Source organism: Methylobacterium platani, assembly GCF_001653715.1.
Lineage (GTDB): Bacteria > Pseudomonadota > Alphaproteobacteria > Rhizobiales > Beijerinckiaceae > Methylobacterium > Methylobacterium platani.
The window spans coordinates 155,338-170,556 of record NZ_LWHQ01000017.1 but is presented as its reverse complement, the minus strand read 5'-3'; the positions used below and the strand labels follow the sequence as shown (position 1 = coordinate 170,556).

Annotated in this window: 17 protein-coding genes; 9 read left to right on the top strand and 8 right to left on the bottom strand. The window is 71.4% G+C overall.

What is annotated here, in order from left to right; all coding sequences use genetic code 11:
- The first annotated feature begins 8 nt into the window (after positions 1-8).
- Complete coding sequence (gene map / locus A5481_RS10545; RefSeq protein ID WP_048431718.1) at positions 9-764, top strand: type I methionyl aminopeptidase; 756 nt, start codon at positions 9-11, stop codon at positions 762-764.
- A 28-nt stretch (positions 765-792) separates the two neighbouring features.
- Here map and A5481_RS10540 read toward each other — a convergent pair whose 3' ends face one another.
- The 4 genes from A5481_RS10540 to A5481_RS10525 all read right to left on the bottom strand — a co-directional run bounded on the left by A5481_RS10540 (position 793) and on the right by A5481_RS10525 (position 3,788).
- Positions 793-1,707: a bestrophin family protein gene (locus A5481_RS10540; RefSeq protein WP_048431717.1), complete on the bottom strand. Its 915-nt coding sequence runs from the start codon at positions 1,705-1,707 to the stop codon at positions 793-795.
- Between the two features lie 133 nt (positions 1,708-1,840).
- Positions 1,841-2,422, bottom strand: coding sequence for a YceI family protein (locus tag A5481_RS10535; protein WP_048431716.1), 582 nt, complete (start codon positions 2,420-2,422; stop codon positions 1,841-1,843).
- Positions 2,419-3,024, bottom strand: a complete 606-nt coding sequence (locus A5481_RS10530) for a cytochrome b (RefSeq protein ID WP_048431715.1) — start codon at positions 3,022-3,024, stop codon at positions 2,419-2,421. The genes A5481_RS10535 and A5481_RS10530 overlap by 4 nt, the downstream gene beginning before the upstream one ends.
- 146 nt (positions 3,025-3,170) lie before the next feature.
- Positions 3,171-3,788, bottom strand: a complete 618-nt coding sequence (locus A5481_RS10525; RefSeq protein WP_156311681.1) for a YceI family protein — start codon at positions 3,786-3,788, stop codon at positions 3,171-3,173.
- Between the two features lie 123 nt (positions 3,789-3,911).
- On the opposite strand from A5481_RS10525, the gene A5481_RS35705 reads away from it, so the two are divergent.
- On the top strand, positions 3,912-4,865 hold the full coding sequence (locus tag A5481_RS35705; RefSeq protein ID WP_048431714.1) for a LysR family transcriptional regulator: 954 nt from the start codon (positions 3,912-3,914) through the stop codon (positions 4,863-4,865).
- Positions 4,866-4,881: 16 nt separating this feature from the next.
- On the opposite strand, the gene A5481_RS10515 is transcribed toward A5481_RS35705, so the two are convergent.
- Together A5481_RS10515 and A5481_RS10510 are read right to left on the bottom strand one after the other, a co-directional pair.
- A complete protein-coding gene (locus tag A5481_RS10515; RefSeq protein ID WP_082172897.1) occupies positions 4,882-5,241 on the bottom strand; it encodes an HVO_A0114 family putative DNA-binding protein in 360 nt (119 codons plus the stop codon).
- Positions 5,228-5,542 (bottom strand): toxin-antitoxin system TumE family protein, encoded by a 315-nt coding sequence (locus A5481_RS10510; protein ID WP_425339714.1) that lies wholly within the window; start codon positions 5,540-5,542, stop codon positions 5,228-5,230. Before A5481_RS10510 ends, A5481_RS10515 begins: the two co-directional genes overlap by 14 nt.
- Before the next feature lie 208 nt (positions 5,543-5,750).
- Between A5481_RS10510 and A5481_RS10505 the strand changes: the two genes are divergently transcribed.
- Positions 5,751-7,241 carry a mannitol dehydrogenase family protein gene (locus A5481_RS10505; RefSeq protein WP_048431712.1) on the top strand — a complete coding sequence of 497 codons (1,491 nt, stop codon included), beginning with the start codon at positions 5,751-5,753 and terminating at the stop codon, positions 7,239-7,241.
- A gap of 19 nt (positions 7,242-7,260) precedes the next feature.
- Here A5481_RS10505 and A5481_RS10500 read toward each other — a convergent pair whose 3' ends face one another.
- Entirely contained in the window at positions 7,261-7,557 is a 297-nt protein-coding gene (locus tag A5481_RS10500; RefSeq protein WP_048431711.1) for an addiction module antidote protein, read from the bottom strand.
- Positions 7,558-7,561: 4 nt separating this feature from the next.
- Positions 7,562-7,852: a type II toxin-antitoxin system RelE/ParE family toxin gene (locus tag A5481_RS32295; protein ID WP_082172902.1), complete on the bottom strand. Its 291-nt coding sequence runs from the start codon at positions 7,850-7,852 to the stop codon at positions 7,562-7,564.
- A gap of 171 nt (positions 7,853-8,023) precedes the next feature.
- Between A5481_RS32295 and A5481_RS10495 the strand changes: the two genes are divergently transcribed.
- The 6 genes from A5481_RS10495 (at position 8,024) to xylB (ending at position 15,183) form a co-directional block, all read left to right on the top strand.
- Positions 8,024-9,334 (top strand): ABC transporter substrate-binding protein, encoded by a 1,311-nt coding sequence (locus A5481_RS10495; protein WP_048431710.1) that lies wholly within the window; start codon positions 8,024-8,026, stop codon positions 9,332-9,334.
- A 260-nt stretch (positions 9,335-9,594) separates the two neighbouring features.
- Positions 9,595-10,494 (top strand): carbohydrate ABC transporter permease, encoded by a 900-nt coding sequence (locus A5481_RS10490; RefSeq protein ID WP_048431709.1) that lies wholly within the window; start codon positions 9,595-9,597, stop codon positions 10,492-10,494.
- A 1-nt stretch (position 10,495) separates the two neighbouring features.
- Positions 10,496-11,314 carry a carbohydrate ABC transporter permease gene (locus tag A5481_RS10485; RefSeq protein WP_048431708.1) on the top strand — a complete coding sequence of 273 codons (819 nt, stop codon included), beginning with the start codon at positions 10,496-10,498 and terminating at the stop codon, positions 11,312-11,314.
- A gap of 11 nt (positions 11,315-11,325) precedes the next feature.
- Positions 11,326-12,429: an ABC transporter ATP-binding protein gene (locus tag A5481_RS10480; RefSeq protein ID WP_048431707.1), complete on the top strand. Its 1,104-nt coding sequence runs from the start codon at positions 11,326-11,328 to the stop codon at positions 12,427-12,429.
- A gap of 329 nt (positions 12,430-12,758) precedes the next feature.
- Entirely contained in the window at positions 12,759-13,715 is a 957-nt protein-coding gene (locus A5481_RS10475; RefSeq protein ID WP_048431706.1) for a carbohydrate kinase family protein, read from the top strand.
- A 13-nt stretch (positions 13,716-13,728) separates the two neighbouring features.
- Positions 13,729-15,183 (top strand): xylulokinase, encoded by a 1,455-nt coding sequence (gene xylB, locus A5481_RS10470; RefSeq protein ID WP_048431705.1) that lies wholly within the window; start codon positions 13,729-13,731, stop codon positions 15,181-15,183.
- The last annotated feature ends 36 nt before the right edge of the window (positions 15,184-15,219 follow it).

Sequence of the window (15,219 nt, the reverse complement as noted above, 5' to 3'; positions counted from 1 at the left end):
ACGACCACATGACGGTGTCGAGCGACGACGACCTGGAAAGCCTGCGGCGGATCGGCCGCATCGTCGCCGACGCGCTGGAGATCATGGGCCGGGCGATCGAGCCCGGCATGACGACGGCCGAGCTCGACCGGATCGGGCGCGACGTCCTGGAGCGGGAAGGCGCCCGCTCCGCACCCGAGACGGTCTACGGCTTTCCCGGCGCGACCTGCATCAGCGTCAACGAGGAGGTCGCCCACGGCATCCCGGGAGACCGCCGGATCGCGGCGGGCGACCTCGTCAACATCGACGTCTCGGCCGAGAAGGACGGCTGGTTCTCCGATACCGGCGCCTCCTTCGCGGTGCCGCCGGTGACCCGGGCGGTCGAGCGGCTGTGCCGGGACGGGCGCCGGGCGATGTGGACGGGCCTGCGCCAGGTCGGGGCCGGCAAGCCGCTCGCCGGCATCGGCCGGGCGGTCGGCGCCTTCGCGCACAAGAACGGCTACACCCTGGTGCGCAACCTCGCGAGCCACGGCGTCGGCGCCTCGCTGCACGAGGAGCCGACCGAGATCGCGACCTGGCCCGACGCCTCCGAGCGCCGGATCATGGTCGAGGGCCTCGTCTTCACCGTCGAGCCGTTCCTGTCGCTCGGCGCCGACTTCGCCGAGAACCGCGACGACGACCCCTGGACGCTCTACAGCCGGCCGCAGGCGTTGACGGTGCAGTACGAGCACACGGTGGTGGCGACCCGCAACGGGCCGCTCGTCCTCACCATGCCGAGCCAGTAGGGACGGCCCTCAGCGCAGGCGGCTGCGCTCAGCGCAGCCAGTAGCGCTCGGGATCGAGGGGCGGCGGCACCGGCTCGCCGAGCGCGTCCTGCACCACCCCGTCGACGACGCGCAGGAGCGCGTCGAGGGGCAGGTCGTTGGCGGCCGAGCCGAACGGCTCCTCCAGCTCGTCGCCGAGCGCGTCGAGCCCGAAGAACGTGTAGGCGACGAGCGCGGTCGCCACCGGCGTGCCCCAGCCGAGGGATTCGGCGAGGCCGAAGGGCAGCAGCAGGCAGTAGAGCCAGGCGGTGCGGTAGAGGAGCAGCGTGTAGGCGAAGGGCAAGGGCGTGCCCTGGATGCGCTCGCAGGCCGCCTGCACCCCGGACAGCCCGGCGAGCTTCTGCTCGACCAGCCCGAAGGACACGTCGCTCAGGCGGCCGGCCCGCAGCGCGTCCCCGAGATCGGCCGCGAGGCCGGCCAGCGCCGCGTCGGCGGGACTGGCGCAGGCCGCGAGGCGCCCGCGCTCGGCCTCCGGCAGGAACGGCGCGGCCGCCGCCGCGGCGTCCTGGCCGCGCAGGCGGGCATGGAGCGCGTGGCTGAAGCCGGCCAGCCGGTTCAGGCAGCGCCGGCGCCGGTCCCCGTCCTCCGGCAGCAGTGCCCCGAGCAGGCGGGCGAGGCCGCGCGCCTCGACGATCAGGGCGCCCCAGACCTTCCGGGCCTCCCACCAGCGGTCGTAGCAGGCGTTGTTGCGGAAGCTGAGGAAGATCGACAGGGCGAGGCCGATCAGCGTGAACGGCCCGATGCCGGCATGGAGCGGGAGGGTACGGGCCCAGCCCTGCTCCGTCGCCACCACCAGGCAGGCGACCGCCGTGATGGCGACCACCCGCGGGGCGATCTGCGGCAGGATCGACCCGCGCAGCGCGAACAGGATCGCGAGGGCGCCGGGACGGGGACGGACGATCATCGGGGGAGCACGCTGGCCGGGACCGGGGGCGCGGTCATCCGCCCCCGCGGCCCGGCGGTCAAGCGTCCATCGGATTCCGGTCTCGCCAGCCGCCGGTCTCGTCACCCGCCGGTCTTGTCAGCCGCCGGTCTCGTCATCCGCCGGTCTTGGCGCTCGCCGTCAGATCGATATCCACCCCGACCTGCAGGGCGACCATCGAGTCGTTGGCCCAGGAGCCCTGGCCGACGCCGTAATCGGTGCGGACGAGGTCGAGATGGCCGACGGCGTGGGCGGTGCCGCCCGAGACGGTGAGCGTGAACGGCAGGGTCACGTCCTTGCGCATCCCGCGGATCGTCAGGGTACCGACGGCGTCGTAGGCGTCGCCGCCCTTCGGCACGAAGCGGGTCGCCTCGAAGCGGGCCTGCTTGTCCTTGCCGGCGTTGAACCAGTCGGCCTGCGGCAGGGCCTCGTCGCGCTGCTTGTCGCCGGTCTCGGCGCTGGTCATGTCGATCAGCACCACGGCCTTGCCGGCCTCGGGCTTCGCCGGATCGAAGCTGATCTGCGCGTCGTAGCGGGTGAAGCGGCCCTTGAAGGGCGCACCGACCTGGGTGCCCGAGAAGCCGATGCGGCTCTTGGATTGATCGACGGTCCAGTCGGCCGCCTGCGCGGCCAGGGGAGCGGCCACCAGGGGCACGGCGGACAGGCCGAGGGCGAGGGCGAGGCGGAGGGGGTTCATCGCGGGGAGACCTCGGGTTTCGGGCCGGGGCGGCGCACCAGGGGCAGCATCCGCCACAGGGTGTCGTCGCGCAGGGCGAGGTGGTGGCGCAGGGCCGCGCCGACATGCAGGACGAGCAAGGCCATCAGCAGCCAGGCGCCGGTGCTGTGCACGAGCTTCAGCGCGCCCTCGACCGCCGCCTTGTTGGGCAATTCGGGCAGGACCGGCAGGTGCGGCCACGGGATCGTCCCGTAGAGCACCGTCGGGATGTTGTAGGGCGAGGCCGAGACCATCGCCCAGCCGACGAGCGGCATGGCGACGAGCAGGCCGTAGAGCGCGAGATGCGCCGCCCCGGCGGCCCGCTTCTCGGCCTTCGGCATCGCCGCGGGCAGCGGCGGGGGCCTGTTGAACAGGCGCCAGGCGACGCGCAGGACCATCAGCCCCAGCACGGTGATGCCGACCGACTTGTGCCACTGGTAGAACGCGAAGCGGTCCATCGGCGGCAGGGAGCCCCGCGTCATCGCGAGGCCGAGGCCCAGGAGGGCCAGGATGCCGAGGGCGATCAGCCAGTGCAGCACGATCGCCACGAGGGTGTAGCGACGCGGCGTCGCGACCGTGCGCATGGCTCGATGACCTCAGGGTGGTTGGGCTTACATCCTTGTGCCTTGGCATCGACACGTTGATGCCAAGGCGTCCGGCGCATCGGCGCCGACGCCCGTTCGGGCTTGCGCAGCGCCTTCGAACGAGTCCGTTCGAAGGCGCTGCGGTATTACTGGTCCTTGCGCTCGAAGGCGCCGTGCAGGGTCAGCTGGACCTCGTCGCTGACGGCCGGCACGAAGGCCTTCACGCCGAAATCCGAGCGCTTGAGCGTGCCCTTGGCCTCGAAGCCGACGGTCTGCTTCTTGTTCATCGGGTTGGCGCCGCCGCCGACCAGCGTCACCTCGAGGGTCACGGGCTTGGTCACGCCGTGCAGGGTCAGGTCGCCGGTGACCTTGGCCTTGTCCTTGCCCTCGGGCGTCACCTTGGTGGAGGTGAAGGTCATCTCGGGGAACTGGGCGACGTCGAGGAACTTGTCGCTCTTCAGCGAGTCGAGCATGTGCTGGCTCGGCGTGTAGAGCGACTTGACCGGGATGGTGACCTTCAGGCGGCTCTCGGCGGGCTTCGTCGGCTGCAGCTCCAGGGTGCCGGAGACGTCCGAGAAGATGCCGGTATACGGCGAGAAGCCGAAATGGTTGACCGTGAACAGCGCCTGGGTGTGGCCGGGATCGACCGCGTAGGTGCCCGCCGGGATCTGGGCGGGGTCGCGGGTCGCGGCGCCCTGGGCCACGGCCGGGGCGGCGAAGGCGAGACCGGCGGCGAGGCCGAGGGCGAGGACGGACAGCTTCACGAGAACACTCCGTATCGTCGGGCCGGGCGGGCCTGCGATCAGGTCTCCCGCGCCGCACCCGTCTTTGCGGCGATCGGATTAAGCCGGTTCCGTCGCGGGCGTAAGACAGCTAAACCGGGACACATGGTTGCTGGATCGGAAACCTTCGGGGGCGTTCTCTCCGATGTGCGGGCTTTCTGCGCCGTGGTCGATCACGGAACCGTGACCCAGGCGGCGGAAGTTCTGGGGGAAACCAAGGGCAGCATCAGCCGCCGCGTGTCGCGGCTGGAGCGGGAACTCGGCGTCACCCTGCTCGCCCGCACGCCGCGGGCGGTCTCGCCGACGGTGGAGGGCCTGGCCTTCCACGCCAAGGCGCAGGAGAGCCTCGCCCTCCTCGACGGCGCGCTGGAGACGGCGCGGGACGCCCGCACCCTGCCGCGGGGCCACCTGCGGGTCACCACCTCGATCGATTTCGGCATCGAGGTGATGCCGGACCTCGTGGCGACGTTCCGGGCGCGCTACCCGCAGGTCACGATCGACCTCCTCATCACCGACACCCGGCTCGACCTCGCGGCCAACCGCATCGACCTGGCGCTGCGCCTCGGCAGCGGCGAGGGGCAGGACGGGGGCTACCGCGCGCCGGTTCTGGCGAGCCTGATGATCGGCCTCTACGCCGCGCCCGCCTACCTCGTCGGCCGCGGCGCCCCCGCGACCCTCGACGACCTCTCCGACCATGACCTGATCCTGTCGCGCGAGCGCCTCGGCGCCGCGCCGGTGCGGCTCTCCGACGGCCAGGGCCGCGAGGGCCAGGTCACCGCCCGGCCGGCGGTTCGCGCCACCGACTACGCCACGGTGCTGCGGCTGACCCGGGCCGGCGCCGGCATCGGCCACATCCCGAGCCTGGTGGCGGCCCGGGCGCTCAAGGAGGGCGCGCTGGTGCCGGTGCTGCCGGACTGGGCGAGCCGCGGCGGGGTGCTGCGCGCCGTCAGCCTCGCCGGCCGCGAATTGCCGGCCCGGGTGCGGCTGTTTCGCGACCACGTCCGCCTGGGGCTGGCGGCGATGCGGGAGGAGGCGGGCGAGGAGACGGGTTCGGGCTGACGGCGCGGCATCGCGCCTACGCGGCGATCCGGATCGTCGAGGCGATCTCGTCCACCTCGCTCGACAGGCCGCCATCCGCCGCCCGGACGACGAGCCCCAGCTCGGCCAGGGCGACCACGTCGGCGTGCACGCGCCGCACGTCCCGGCCCAGCGCCCGCGCGAGGGGGCGGATGCCGCTCTCCGGCGAGCGCCTGAGATGGCGCAGGAGGTCGAGGCGCTTCGGCGTCAGCACCGCGCACAAGGCGTCCCAGTCCCGGAACACGAGGCGGTCCCCGGCCGCGACGGTCTGTCCGGTCTCCGCCGCCTTCCAGGCCGCCGCCACGTCCGCCGCCGCCTCGCGCAAGGTCCGGCCGATGTCGATCTCAGTCCTTGCCATGGCTCTTCCTCCAGGTCTCGACGGCCTCGACGAAATCGTCGAGCAATCGATCGACATCGCGGAAGCGGTACGGCGTCTCCCGGCCTTCGTCATGCCGATGATCGCCCTTCCCGCGTTCGTTGTCGAAGCCGATCACCCGAATGCCGTCCACGACGTAGACGAGACGATACTTGAATCCATGATCGGTGGGCGGAACCGGCGTCGGAACCCGCCACACCACCAGTTCCGCGAAATCCCGTTCGCCAAAGGCGACGCGGCGGCGAATGAGGAGTTCCGCTCGCATGTTGGCAAAATATGCCAACAGCTGTCGTCGTCAAGCGACCATGCATCGGACCCCGTCCCACCTCCTGGCTTCGGCAACCGCGATCGAGGAAGGATCGGGCCGCCCGTAGAGCTGCGGGCGAGATCGGAGCGTCCGGGCCGGGCATCGCCATCGACGCTGCCGCAACGGCGCATTAATCAGGGGCATCCCGGGCGCCGCGCGCCCGCCGCCAGCCCGAGCCCCGACCATGAGCACCGACCGCGCCCCCGTGCCCCTCAGCCGCGCCACCCTGGCCTCCCTCGCGCCGAGCGTGCGGGTGCCCGGCTACGACGTGGCGCAGGTGCGGGCCGGCATCGTCCATCTCGGGCTCGGCGGGTTCCACCGGGCGCACATGGCCCGCTACACCCACGACCTGATGGAGCGCGATCCGGAGGCACTGGCCTTCGGCATCCTGGGGGTCGGGCTGATGCCGGGCGACCGGCGGATGATCGACGCGCTGGCGCCGCAGGACGCGCTCTACACCCTCGTCGAGCGCGAGGGCGCCGACGAGGCCGTGACGGTGATCGGATCGCTGGCCGGCGTCGCCTTCGCGGGCGAGACCACGGCCGCCGTGCTCGACGCGATCGACGATCCGGCTATCCGCATCGTCAGCCTCACGGTGACCGAGAACGGCTACTGCCTCGACCCGGCGACGAAGCGGCTCGACCCCGACCACACGCTGATCCGCGCCGACCTCGCGGAGCCCGGGCGCCCGCGGAGCGCCGTCGGCGTCCTCGTCGAGGCGCTGCGGCGCCGCCGAGATGCCGGCCGGGCCCCGTTCACGCCGCTCACCTGCGACAACATCCAGCACAACGGCGACGTGCTGCGCGACGCCGTGGTGGCGCTCGCCCGGCTGCGCGATCCGGATCTCGCCGCGTGGATCGCCGCCGAGGTCGTCTTCCCCTCGACCATGGTCGACCGCATCACCCCGGTGACCGCCCCGGCCGACGTGGCGGCGCTGGCGCGGAACCACGGCCTCGCCGACGGCTGGCCGGTCTTCAGCGAGACCTTCACCCAGTGGGTGATCGAGGACCGCTTCCCCGCCGGGCGCCCGGCCTGGGAGCGGGTCGGCGCGCAATTCGTCGAGGACGTCGCTCCTTACGAGTTCATGAAGCTCAGGCTCCTCAACGGCAGCCACCTCGCGGTCTCGGGGCTGGGCCGGCTCGCCGGCACCGTCACCATCGACGAAGCGATGGCCGATTCCCGCATCGCCGCGGTGATGACCGCGCTGATGGACCGCGAGACCGGCCCGACCGTGCCGCCGGTGCCGGGGATCGACCTAGCGGCCTACAAGCGCACCCTCGTCGCGCGCTTCGCCAACCCGGCGATCCGCGACACGGTCGATCGGGTCAATACCGACGCGCCGCTCAACGTCCTGGTCGACCCGATCCGCGGCCGGCTGGAGCAGGGCGGCAGCGTCGAGTTCCTGGCGCTGGCGCTCGCCGCCTGGCTGCGCCGGGTGCGGGGCGAGGACGAGCGTGGTGCCGCCATCGAGATCCGCCACCCGATGGCGGCGCTCCTGCGCGAGAAGGCGATCGCGGGCGGTCCGGATCCGCGCCCCTTGCTCGGCATCCGCGCGCTCTTCGGCGAGCTCGGCGACGACCCGCGTCTCGTGGAGCCGGTCTCGGAATGGCTCGGGATGCTCTATCGCCAGGGCATCCAGGCGACGCTCGACGAGGCGGCGCGGCGGGCGGCGTGACGCGAGACGGGGCGGTCCCTCAGGCCGCCCCGGCCACCGGGGCGACGGTCAGCTTCAGGCCGAGCGCCTTGAGCACGGCCATCAGCGTCGTGAGCTGCGGGTTCCCCTTGTCGGACAGGGTGCGATACAGGGTTTCCCGCGACAGTCCGGTCCGCTGGGCGATCTGAGCCACGCCCTGCGCGCGGGCGATGTCGCCGAGTGCAGCGGCGAGAAGTGCGGGAACGCCGTCCTCGAGGACGGCTTCCAGGTAGAGCGCCACGCGCTCGGGCGTATCGAGGCTGTCGGTGATGTCCCACGGGACGGTCTCGAGAGGCATGTCGTCACTCCTGATTCGAGAGATGCTTCGCAGCGAGGATGCCCTTGTCCTGTGTGCGCTTGTCGCCTCCACAAAGCAGAATCACGATCTCAGATCCGCGCTGTGTGAAGTAGATCCTATAGCCTGGACCGTCATCGATCCGTAGTTCGCTGCCCCCACCTCCGACAGTCTTCGCGTCGCCCGGATTCGCAAGCGAGAGTCGTCGGATACGAGTATCGATGCGCAGCCGCGCGCGCTCGTCTCGAAGGCTGGCGATCCATGCACGGAAGACGAGAGTCTGTCGGATCGTCGGCATGGGGATCTGTAGCCTGAAAGCTACAGCCAGTCCGCGGAAAACCCCGTGGACGACGATGCCGCTGCGGCAGGCATCTCCGCCCTCCCCGCTTGACGCCACCCCGCCGGACCCTCACCAATTGCGCACAAGGCCGTCCCCCCGGGGGAGAACGGCGCGACGGGAGGACACGACGTGACACGGACGCAAACCCTGCTGCTGGCCGCTTCCCTCCTCGCCGGCACGCCGGCGCTCGCCGAGTCGACGCTGACCATCGCCACCGTCAACAACGGCGACATGGTGGTGATGCAGAAGCTGTCCTCGGCCTTCGAGAAGGCGCATCCCGACATCAAGCTGCGCTGGGTGGTGCTGGAGGAGAACGTCCTGCGCCAGCGCGTCACCACCGACATCGCCACCAGGGCCGGCCAGTTCGACGTCCTGACCATCGGCAATTACGAGGTGCCGATCTGGGCCAAGCAAAACTGGCTCGAGCCGATGGACGGCCTGCCGGCCGACTACGACGCCAACGACCTCCTCAAGACCGTCCGCGAGGGCGTGAGCCGCGACGGCAAGCTCTACGCGCTGCCGTTCTACGGCGAGAGCGCGATGACCTATTACCGCAAGGACCTGTTCGACAAGGCCGGCCTGACGATGCCGGAGGCGCCGACCTACGACGAGATCAAGGGCTTCGCCGCCAAGCTCACCGACAAGGCGAACCAGACCTACGGCCTCTGCCTGCGCGGCAAGCCGGGCTGGGGCGAGAACATGGCCTACGTCACGACGCTGGTCGACACCTTCGGCGGCCAGTGGTTCGGCGAGGGCTGGAAGACCACGATCGACACGCCGGAGTGGAAGAACGCGCTCACCTACTACACCGACGTGCTGAAGAATTACGGCCCGCCCGGCGCGACCTCGAACGGCTTCAACGAGAACCTGGCCCTGTTCGCCAGCGGCCGCTGCGCGATGTGGATCGACTCGACCGTCGCGGCCGGCCTGCTCTACGATCCGAAGCAGTCGCAGGTCGCCGACAAGGTCGCCTTCGCGCCGATGCCGGTCGGCAGCTTCAAGGGCGGGCCGACCTGGCTGTGGAGCTGGGACCTCGGCATCCCGGCCTCCTCCAAGCAGAAGGACGCCGCCAAGACCTTCGTCGCCTGGGCGACGAGCAAGGCCTATGTCGAGATGGTGGCGAAGGAAAACGGCTGGGTCGCGGTGCCGCCGGGCACCCGGCAGTCCACCTACACGTCGCCCGATTACCAGAAGGCCGCGCCCTTCGCCGGCTTCGTCCTGAAGGCGATCGACAGCGCCAACCCGAACGGCCAGACGAAGAACCCGCGGCCCTATACCGGCGCGCAGTTCGTGGCGATCCCCGAGTTCCAGGGCATCGGCACCCAGGTCGGCCAGACGGTCGCGGCGACGCTGACCGGCCAGCAGACGATCGACGCGGCGCTGAAGGCCGCGCAATCGGCGACCGAGCGGACGATGCGCCAGGCGGGCTATCCGAAGTAGGACCGGTCCGCGGTCCGTAACACTGGACCTGGACCGGAATGGCGCGTCCCCCTCTCCCGTGTGGGAGAGGGGTCAGGGGTGAGGGTGCTACGGTTCTGGGTCTAGCTCGCAGCGGAGAGCTGCCAGCACGACGGTCTGAGCTTCATACTGAAGCGCGTCACCCTCACCCCTACCCCTCTCCCACACGGGAGAGGGGATCCCGTGCCTTTTCTTTCCGGGATTGCCCCGACCTCAAAAATCCGCGCGAGGCGACGACGGCCATGTCCACCCTCACCACCCCGGCGCCCGCCCCCGCGAAGGGCCGCCGCTTCAACGGCCTGCCGTTCCTCGGCCCCTCGGTCACCGTGCTGCTGATCTGGATGATCGTGCCGCTGGTGATGACCGTGTGGTTCTCGCTCCAGCGCTACAACCTGCTCGACCCGACGGTGACGGGCTTCGCCGGCATCGACAATTACGAGTTCCTGGTCACCGACCCGGATTTCTGGGCCTCGCTCACCAACACGCTTCTCCTCGTCGGCTCGGTGCTGGTGATCACCGTGGTCGGCGGCACGCTGCTGGCGGTCCTGTTCGACCAGCCGTTCCCGGGCCGCAACGTCGCCCGTCTCTTCGCGATCGCGCCGTTCTTCGTCATGCCGACGGTGGCCGCGCTGATCTGGAAGAACCTGATGATGCACCCGATCTACGGCGTCTTCGGCGCCGTGGCTCGCGCTCTCGGCCTCCCCGCAATCGACTGGTTCGCCGAGTATCCGCTGCTCTCGGTCATCCTGATCGTGTCGTGGGAGTGGCTGCCCTTCGCGCTCCTGATCCTGCTCACCGCCGTCCAGTCCCTCGACCGCGAGCAGCTCGAGGCCGCCCGCATGGACGGGGCCGGGGCGCTGGCGCAGTTCTTCTACATCGTGCTGCCGCACCTCTCCCGGGCGATCAGCGTGGTGGTGATGATCGAGACGATCTTTCTCCTCACCGTCTTCGCCGAGATCTACGTGACGACGGCAGGCGGGCCCGGCAACGCCACCACCAACCTCGCCTTCCTGATCTACGCCCGCGCCCTGCTGCAATACGATGTCGGCGGCGCCTCGGCCGGCGGCGTGGTGGCGATCGTGCTCGCCAACATCGTGGCGTTCTTCCTCGTGCGCACCATCGCGCGCCGGCTGGAGGTGTAGGATGGTGAAGCAAAGTCTGCCCAAACGCATCGGCATCGCGGTGCTCGGCTGGGGGGCGGCTTTCGTGCTGTTCTTTCCCCTCCTGTGGATGCTGCTCACGAGCCTCAAGAGCGAGCCGGAGGCGGTGAACCCGTCGCTCACCTTCACGCCGACGCTGCAGAGCTACGGCGAGGTGCTGGCCCGGGCCGATTACCTGTCCTTCGCGCTGAACTCGGTGGTGATCTCGGTCGGCGGCACGATCCTGGCGCTCGCTCTCGCGATTCCGGCCGCCTACGTCATGGCCTTCCACCCGACGAAGCGCACCCGCTCGACGCTGTTGTGGATGCTTTCGACCAAGATGCTCCCGTCCGTGGGCGTGCTGGTGCCGATCTACCTGGTGTTCCGCACCCTCGGGCTCCTCGACACCTGGACCGGCCTCATCGTCGTCTACACGCTGATGAACCTGCCGATCGTGGTCTGGATGCTGTTCACCTTCTTCAAGGAGGTGCCGCACGACATCCTCGAGGCCGGGCGGATGGACGGCGCCCGCACCGGCGCCGAGGTCTGGTACCTGCTGCTCCCGCTCACCCTGCCGGGTGTCGCCTCGACGGGCCTGCTCTCGCTGATCCTGTGCTGGAACGAGGCGTTCTGGAGCCTCAACCTGACCTCGTCGGCGGCGGCTCCCCTCACCGCCTTCATCGCCTCGTTCTCGAGCCCGCAAGGGCTGTTCTTCGCCAAGCTGTCCGCCGCCTCGACGGTGGCGGTGGCGCCGATCCTGGTCTTCGGCTGGCTGTCGCAGCGCCAGCTGGTGCGCGGCCTCACCTTCGGCGCCGTCAAGTAGGAGATCCCGCGATGGCCACCCTCCGTCTGCGCGGCCTGCGCAAGAGCTACGGCACCACCGAGATCATCAAGGGCGTCGATCTCGACATCGCCGACCGCGAATTCGCGGTCTTCGTCGGCCCGTCGGGCTGCGGGAAGTCGACGCTTCTGCGGATGATCGCCGGCCTCGAGGAGATCACCGACGGGGATCTCTTCATCGACGGCGCCCGGGTCAACGAGGTCGGCCCGGCCGATCGCGGGCTCGCGATGGTGTTCCAGTCCTACGCGCTCTATCCGCACATGAGCGTGCGCGACAACATGGCGTTCGCCCTCAAGCTCGCCGGCGCCTCGAAGGCCGAGCGCGCCGCCAAGGTGGCGGAGGCCTCGCGCATCCTCCAGCTCGACGCCTATCTCGACCGCAAGCCGAAGGACCTCTCCGGCGGCCAGCGCCAGCGCGTCGCGATCGGCCGCGCCATCGTGCGCCACCCCAAGATCTTCCTGTTCGACGAGCCGCTCTCGAACCTCGACGCGGCTTTGCGCGGCCAGATGCGGATCGAGCTCGCGCGGCTCCACCGCGACCTCGCCGCCACGATGATCTACGTCACCCACGACCAGGTCGAGGCGATGACGATGGCCGACAAGATCGTGGTGCTCAATGCCGGCCGCATCGAGCAGGTCGGCTCGCCGCTCGAGCTCTACCATCACCCGGCGAACCTGTTCGTCGCCGGCTTCATCGGCAGCCCGCGGATGAACCTCCTGCCGGTGCGCGCGGTCGGCACCGATCCGGCCGGCGTGCGGGTGGCCCTGCCGGGCGGCGGCGAGGTGGTGGTGCCGGTGGACGGCACCCGCGCCGCGCCAGGTGCCACGGTGACGCTCGGCATCCGCCCGGAGGCGCTGAAGCCCGGGGCCGACGGCGCGCTCGCCGGCGAGGTCGGCCACGTCGAGCGCCTCGGCGGCCTGACGCTGGCCCACGTGACGGTGGCGGGCGGCGCGACGGTGATCGCGCAGATCGAGGGCAGCGCTCCCGTGCGGGTCGGCGAGGCGATCCGCCTGACGGTCGACCCGTCGGCGACGCACCTGTTCGACGGCGACGGCCGGGCCCTGCCGCACCGCTCGCGCCACCCGCTGGCGGCGTGAGCTGTCACTGCATCCAGTAAGCACGGGTCCTCCTCTCCCCGCGGGCGGGGAGAGGCCTTCGCCCCCCTTGTCGGGGGCGAAGGGAGCCCGCAGGGCGAGGGTGAGGGGGTGCTGCCGGAAGAGACTCATCCGGGAATACCCCCTCACCCTCGCTCCGGCTTCGCCCGCGCTCACTTCATCGACGACAAGGTCGATGAAGTCCTCTCCCCGCCCGCGGGGAGAGGAGAAACCCGCGCCTTTTCTTTGTCCCGGATAGCCATTCGCCCACGGGGCTGGGAAAGCGCACTGACCGACGGCTCGAACATGTGGGCCGCCCGAGGAGTCCCCCCATGATCCTGGTCTGCGGCGAAGCCCTGATCGACCTGTTCGTCGAGACCGGGCGCCCGGCTCCCGAGCGCGGCGGCCTGCCGGCTCTCGCCGTGGCGGGCGGCTCGCCGTTCAACCTCGCGATCGGCATCCGCCGGCTCGGAGCGGAGAGCGGCTTCCTGGCCGGGCTCTCGACGGATGCCTTCGGGCGGATGCTGGCCGACCGGCTGGCGGCGGAGGGCGTCGACCTCGCCTTCGTGAAGGAGAGCGCCCGGCCGACCCCGCTCGCCGTCGTGTCGACCGGGGCGGACGGCCATCCCGCCTACAGCTTCCACGCCGGATCTTGCGCCCACGCCGATCTCGGCGTCGGCGACCTGCCGGCCGTCCTGCCCGACGCGGTCCGGGCGATCGCCATGGGGTCGTTCTCGCTGGTGGCCGAGCCCGTCGGCACCGCCTACGCGACGCTCGCCGCCCGGGAGGCGCGGCGCCGGGTGATCTCCCTCGACCCGAACCTGCGCCTCGGCCTGATCCCCGATCTCGCCCGCTGGCACGCCCGGTTCGGCGAACTCGTGGCCCATGCCGACATCGTCAAGCTCTCCGACGAGGACCTGCGCGCCGCCTACGGCGCGGGCGCCGACGAGGCGGCGATCGCGAAAGGATGGCTCGCCGCCGGGATCGCCCTCGTCGTCGTCACGGCGGGCCCGGACGGAGCGCGGGCCTACCACGGCAACGAGACCGTCGCCGTCCCGGGCAGCCGGGTCGCGGTGATCGACACGGTCGGCGCCGGCGACACCTTCCACGCCGCCCTGCTCGCCCGCCTCGACCGCGACGGCCGGCTCGCGCGCGACGCGCTCCTTGCCCTCGACGCCGACACCCTGCGGGACGTCCTGTCCGAGGCGGTGGCGGCGGCGGGCCTCACCTGCACCCGCCTCGGCGCCGACCTGCCGACCCGCGACGACCTCCTGTCGGCGCTCTCCTGATCCCGGTGTCCCGATGTTCCTCGGTCTCGATCTCGGCACCTCCGGCCTCAAGGCCGTCCTGGTCGACGAGGCGCAAGCCGTCGTCGGCAGCGCCACCGCTCCCCTCGCCGTCAGCCGGCCGCATCCGGGCTGGAGCGAGCAGGATCCGGCGCAATGGTGGGCGGCCCTGGAGCAGGCCCTCGACATCCTGAAAACCCGCCACCCGGCGGAGCTCGCGGCGGTGCGGGGCATCGGCCTGTCGGGCCAGCAGCACGGCGCGGTCCTGCTCGACGCCGACGACCGGGTGCTGCGCCCCTGCATCCTGTGGAACGACACCCGGGCGAGCGCCGAATGCGCCGCCCTCGAAGCGGCGTTCCCGGACCTGCGCCGGGTCGCCGGCAACATCGCCATGCCGGGCTTCACCGCGCCGAAGCTGCTCTGGGTGCGGACGCACGAGCCGGAGATCTTTTCGAAGGTCGCCCGGATCCTGCTGCCGAAGGCCTGGCTGCGCCTCGCGCTCACCGGTGAGGCGATCGACGAGATGTCGGACGCCTCCGGTACCCTCTGGCTCGACGTTGCCGCCCGGGCCTGGTCTCCCGAGGCGCTCGCCGCCACCGGGCTCGACAGTCGCGCGATGCCCCGCCTCGTCGAGGGCTCGGCCCCGGCGGGACGCTTGCGGCCCGATCTCGCGCGGCGCTGGGGCATGACGACCCCGCCGATCCTCGCCGGCGGGGCCGGCGACAACGCCGCCGGCGCCGTCGGGCTCGGGGCGATCCGGCCGGGCGACGCCTTCGTGTCGCTCGGGACCTCCGGGGTCCTGTTCGCCACGACCGACGGGGCGCGGCCCTATCCGGAAGGCGCGGTCCACGCCTTCTGCCACGCCCTGCCGGGCCTGTGGCACCAGATGGGCGTGACCCTCTCGGCCGCCGCGTCGCTGGCCTGGTGGGCCGGCATCACGGGTACCGACGAGGCGACCCTGGTCCGCGAGGTCGGCTCCGTCGAGCGCCCGAGCGAGGCCCTGTTCCTGCCCTACCTCGCCGGCGAGCGCACGCCGCACAACGACGGCGCGGTGCGCGGCGCCTTCGCGGGCCTGTCCTCCGGCACGGAGCGGCCGGCCCTGACGCAGGCGGTGATGGAGGGCGTGGCGTTCTCGCTGCGCGACTGCCTCGACGCGGTGCGGGCCTCCGGCACGGTGGTCGAGGCGGCGGACGTGATCGGCGGCGGCTCGCGGTCCGAGGCCTGGATCCGCCTCCTGGCGAGCGTGCTCGACCTGCCGCTGCATCCGCTCGCCGAGGGCGAGCATGGCGGCGCCTTCGGGGCGGCCCGCCTCGCCCGGCTCGCCGTCACCGGCGAGGCACCCGGGACGATCTGTACCGCGCCCTCCCGCGGGGAGACCGTGCGGCCCGATCCCGGCCTCGCCGAGGCGTATGCCGGGCGGCTCGCGCGCTATCGCGGTCTCTACCCGGCCCTGAAAGCGCTCGGGGGCTGAGATCCCCGAGCGCCCGTCATCGGTCCCGCACCGTCG

Excerpts from the sequence above, each read along its gene's own strand:
- map (WP_048431718.1), top strand. The coding sequence starts at position 9 with ATGACGGTGTCGAGCGACGACGACCTGGAAAGCCTGCGGCGGATCGGC.
- A5481_RS10540 (WP_048431717.1), bottom strand. The coding sequence starts at position 1,707 with ATGATCGTCCGTCCCCGTCCCGGCGCCCTCGCGATCCTGTTCGCGCTG.
- A5481_RS10535 (WP_048431716.1), bottom strand. The coding sequence starts at position 2,422 with ATGAACCCCCTCCGCCTCGCCCTCGCCCTCGGCCTGTCCGCCGTGCCC.
- A5481_RS10530 (WP_048431715.1), bottom strand. The coding sequence starts at position 3,024 with ATGCGCACGGTCGCGACGCCGCGTCGCTACACCCTCGTGGCGATCGTG.
- A5481_RS35705 (WP_048431714.1), top strand. The coding sequence starts at position 3,912 with ATGGTTGCTGGATCGGAAACCTTCGGGGGCGTTCTCTCCGATGTGCGG.
- A5481_RS10515 (WP_082172897.1), bottom strand. The coding sequence starts at position 5,241 with ATGGCAAGGACTGAGATCGACATCGGCCGGACCTTGCGCGAGGCGGCG.
- A5481_RS10505 (WP_048431712.1), top strand. The coding sequence starts at position 5,751 with ATGAGCACCGACCGCGCCCCCGTGCCCCTCAGCCGCGCCACCCTGGCC.
- A5481_RS10500 (WP_048431711.1), bottom strand. The coding sequence starts at position 7,557 with ATGCCTCTCGAGACCGTCCCGTGGGACATCACCGACAGCCTCGATACG.
- A5481_RS32295 (WP_082172902.1), bottom strand. The coding sequence starts at position 7,852 with ATGCCGACGATCCGACAGACTCTCGTCTTCCGTGCATGGATCGCCAGC.
- A5481_RS10490 (WP_048431709.1), top strand. The coding sequence starts at position 9,595 with ATGTCCACCCTCACCACCCCGGCGCCCGCCCCCGCGAAGGGCCGCCGC.
- A5481_RS10485 (WP_048431708.1), top strand. The coding sequence starts at position 10,496 with ATGGTGAAGCAAAGTCTGCCCAAACGCATCGGCATCGCGGTGCTCGGC.
- A5481_RS10480 (WP_048431707.1), top strand. The coding sequence starts at position 11,326 with ATGGCCACCCTCCGTCTGCGCGGCCTGCGCAAGAGCTACGGCACCACC.
- A5481_RS10475 (WP_048431706.1), top strand. The coding sequence starts at position 12,759 with ATGATCCTGGTCTGCGGCGAAGCCCTGATCGACCTGTTCGTCGAGACC.
- xylB (WP_048431705.1), top strand. The coding sequence starts at position 13,729 with ATGTTCCTCGGTCTCGATCTCGGCACCTCCGGCCTCAAGGCCGTCCTG.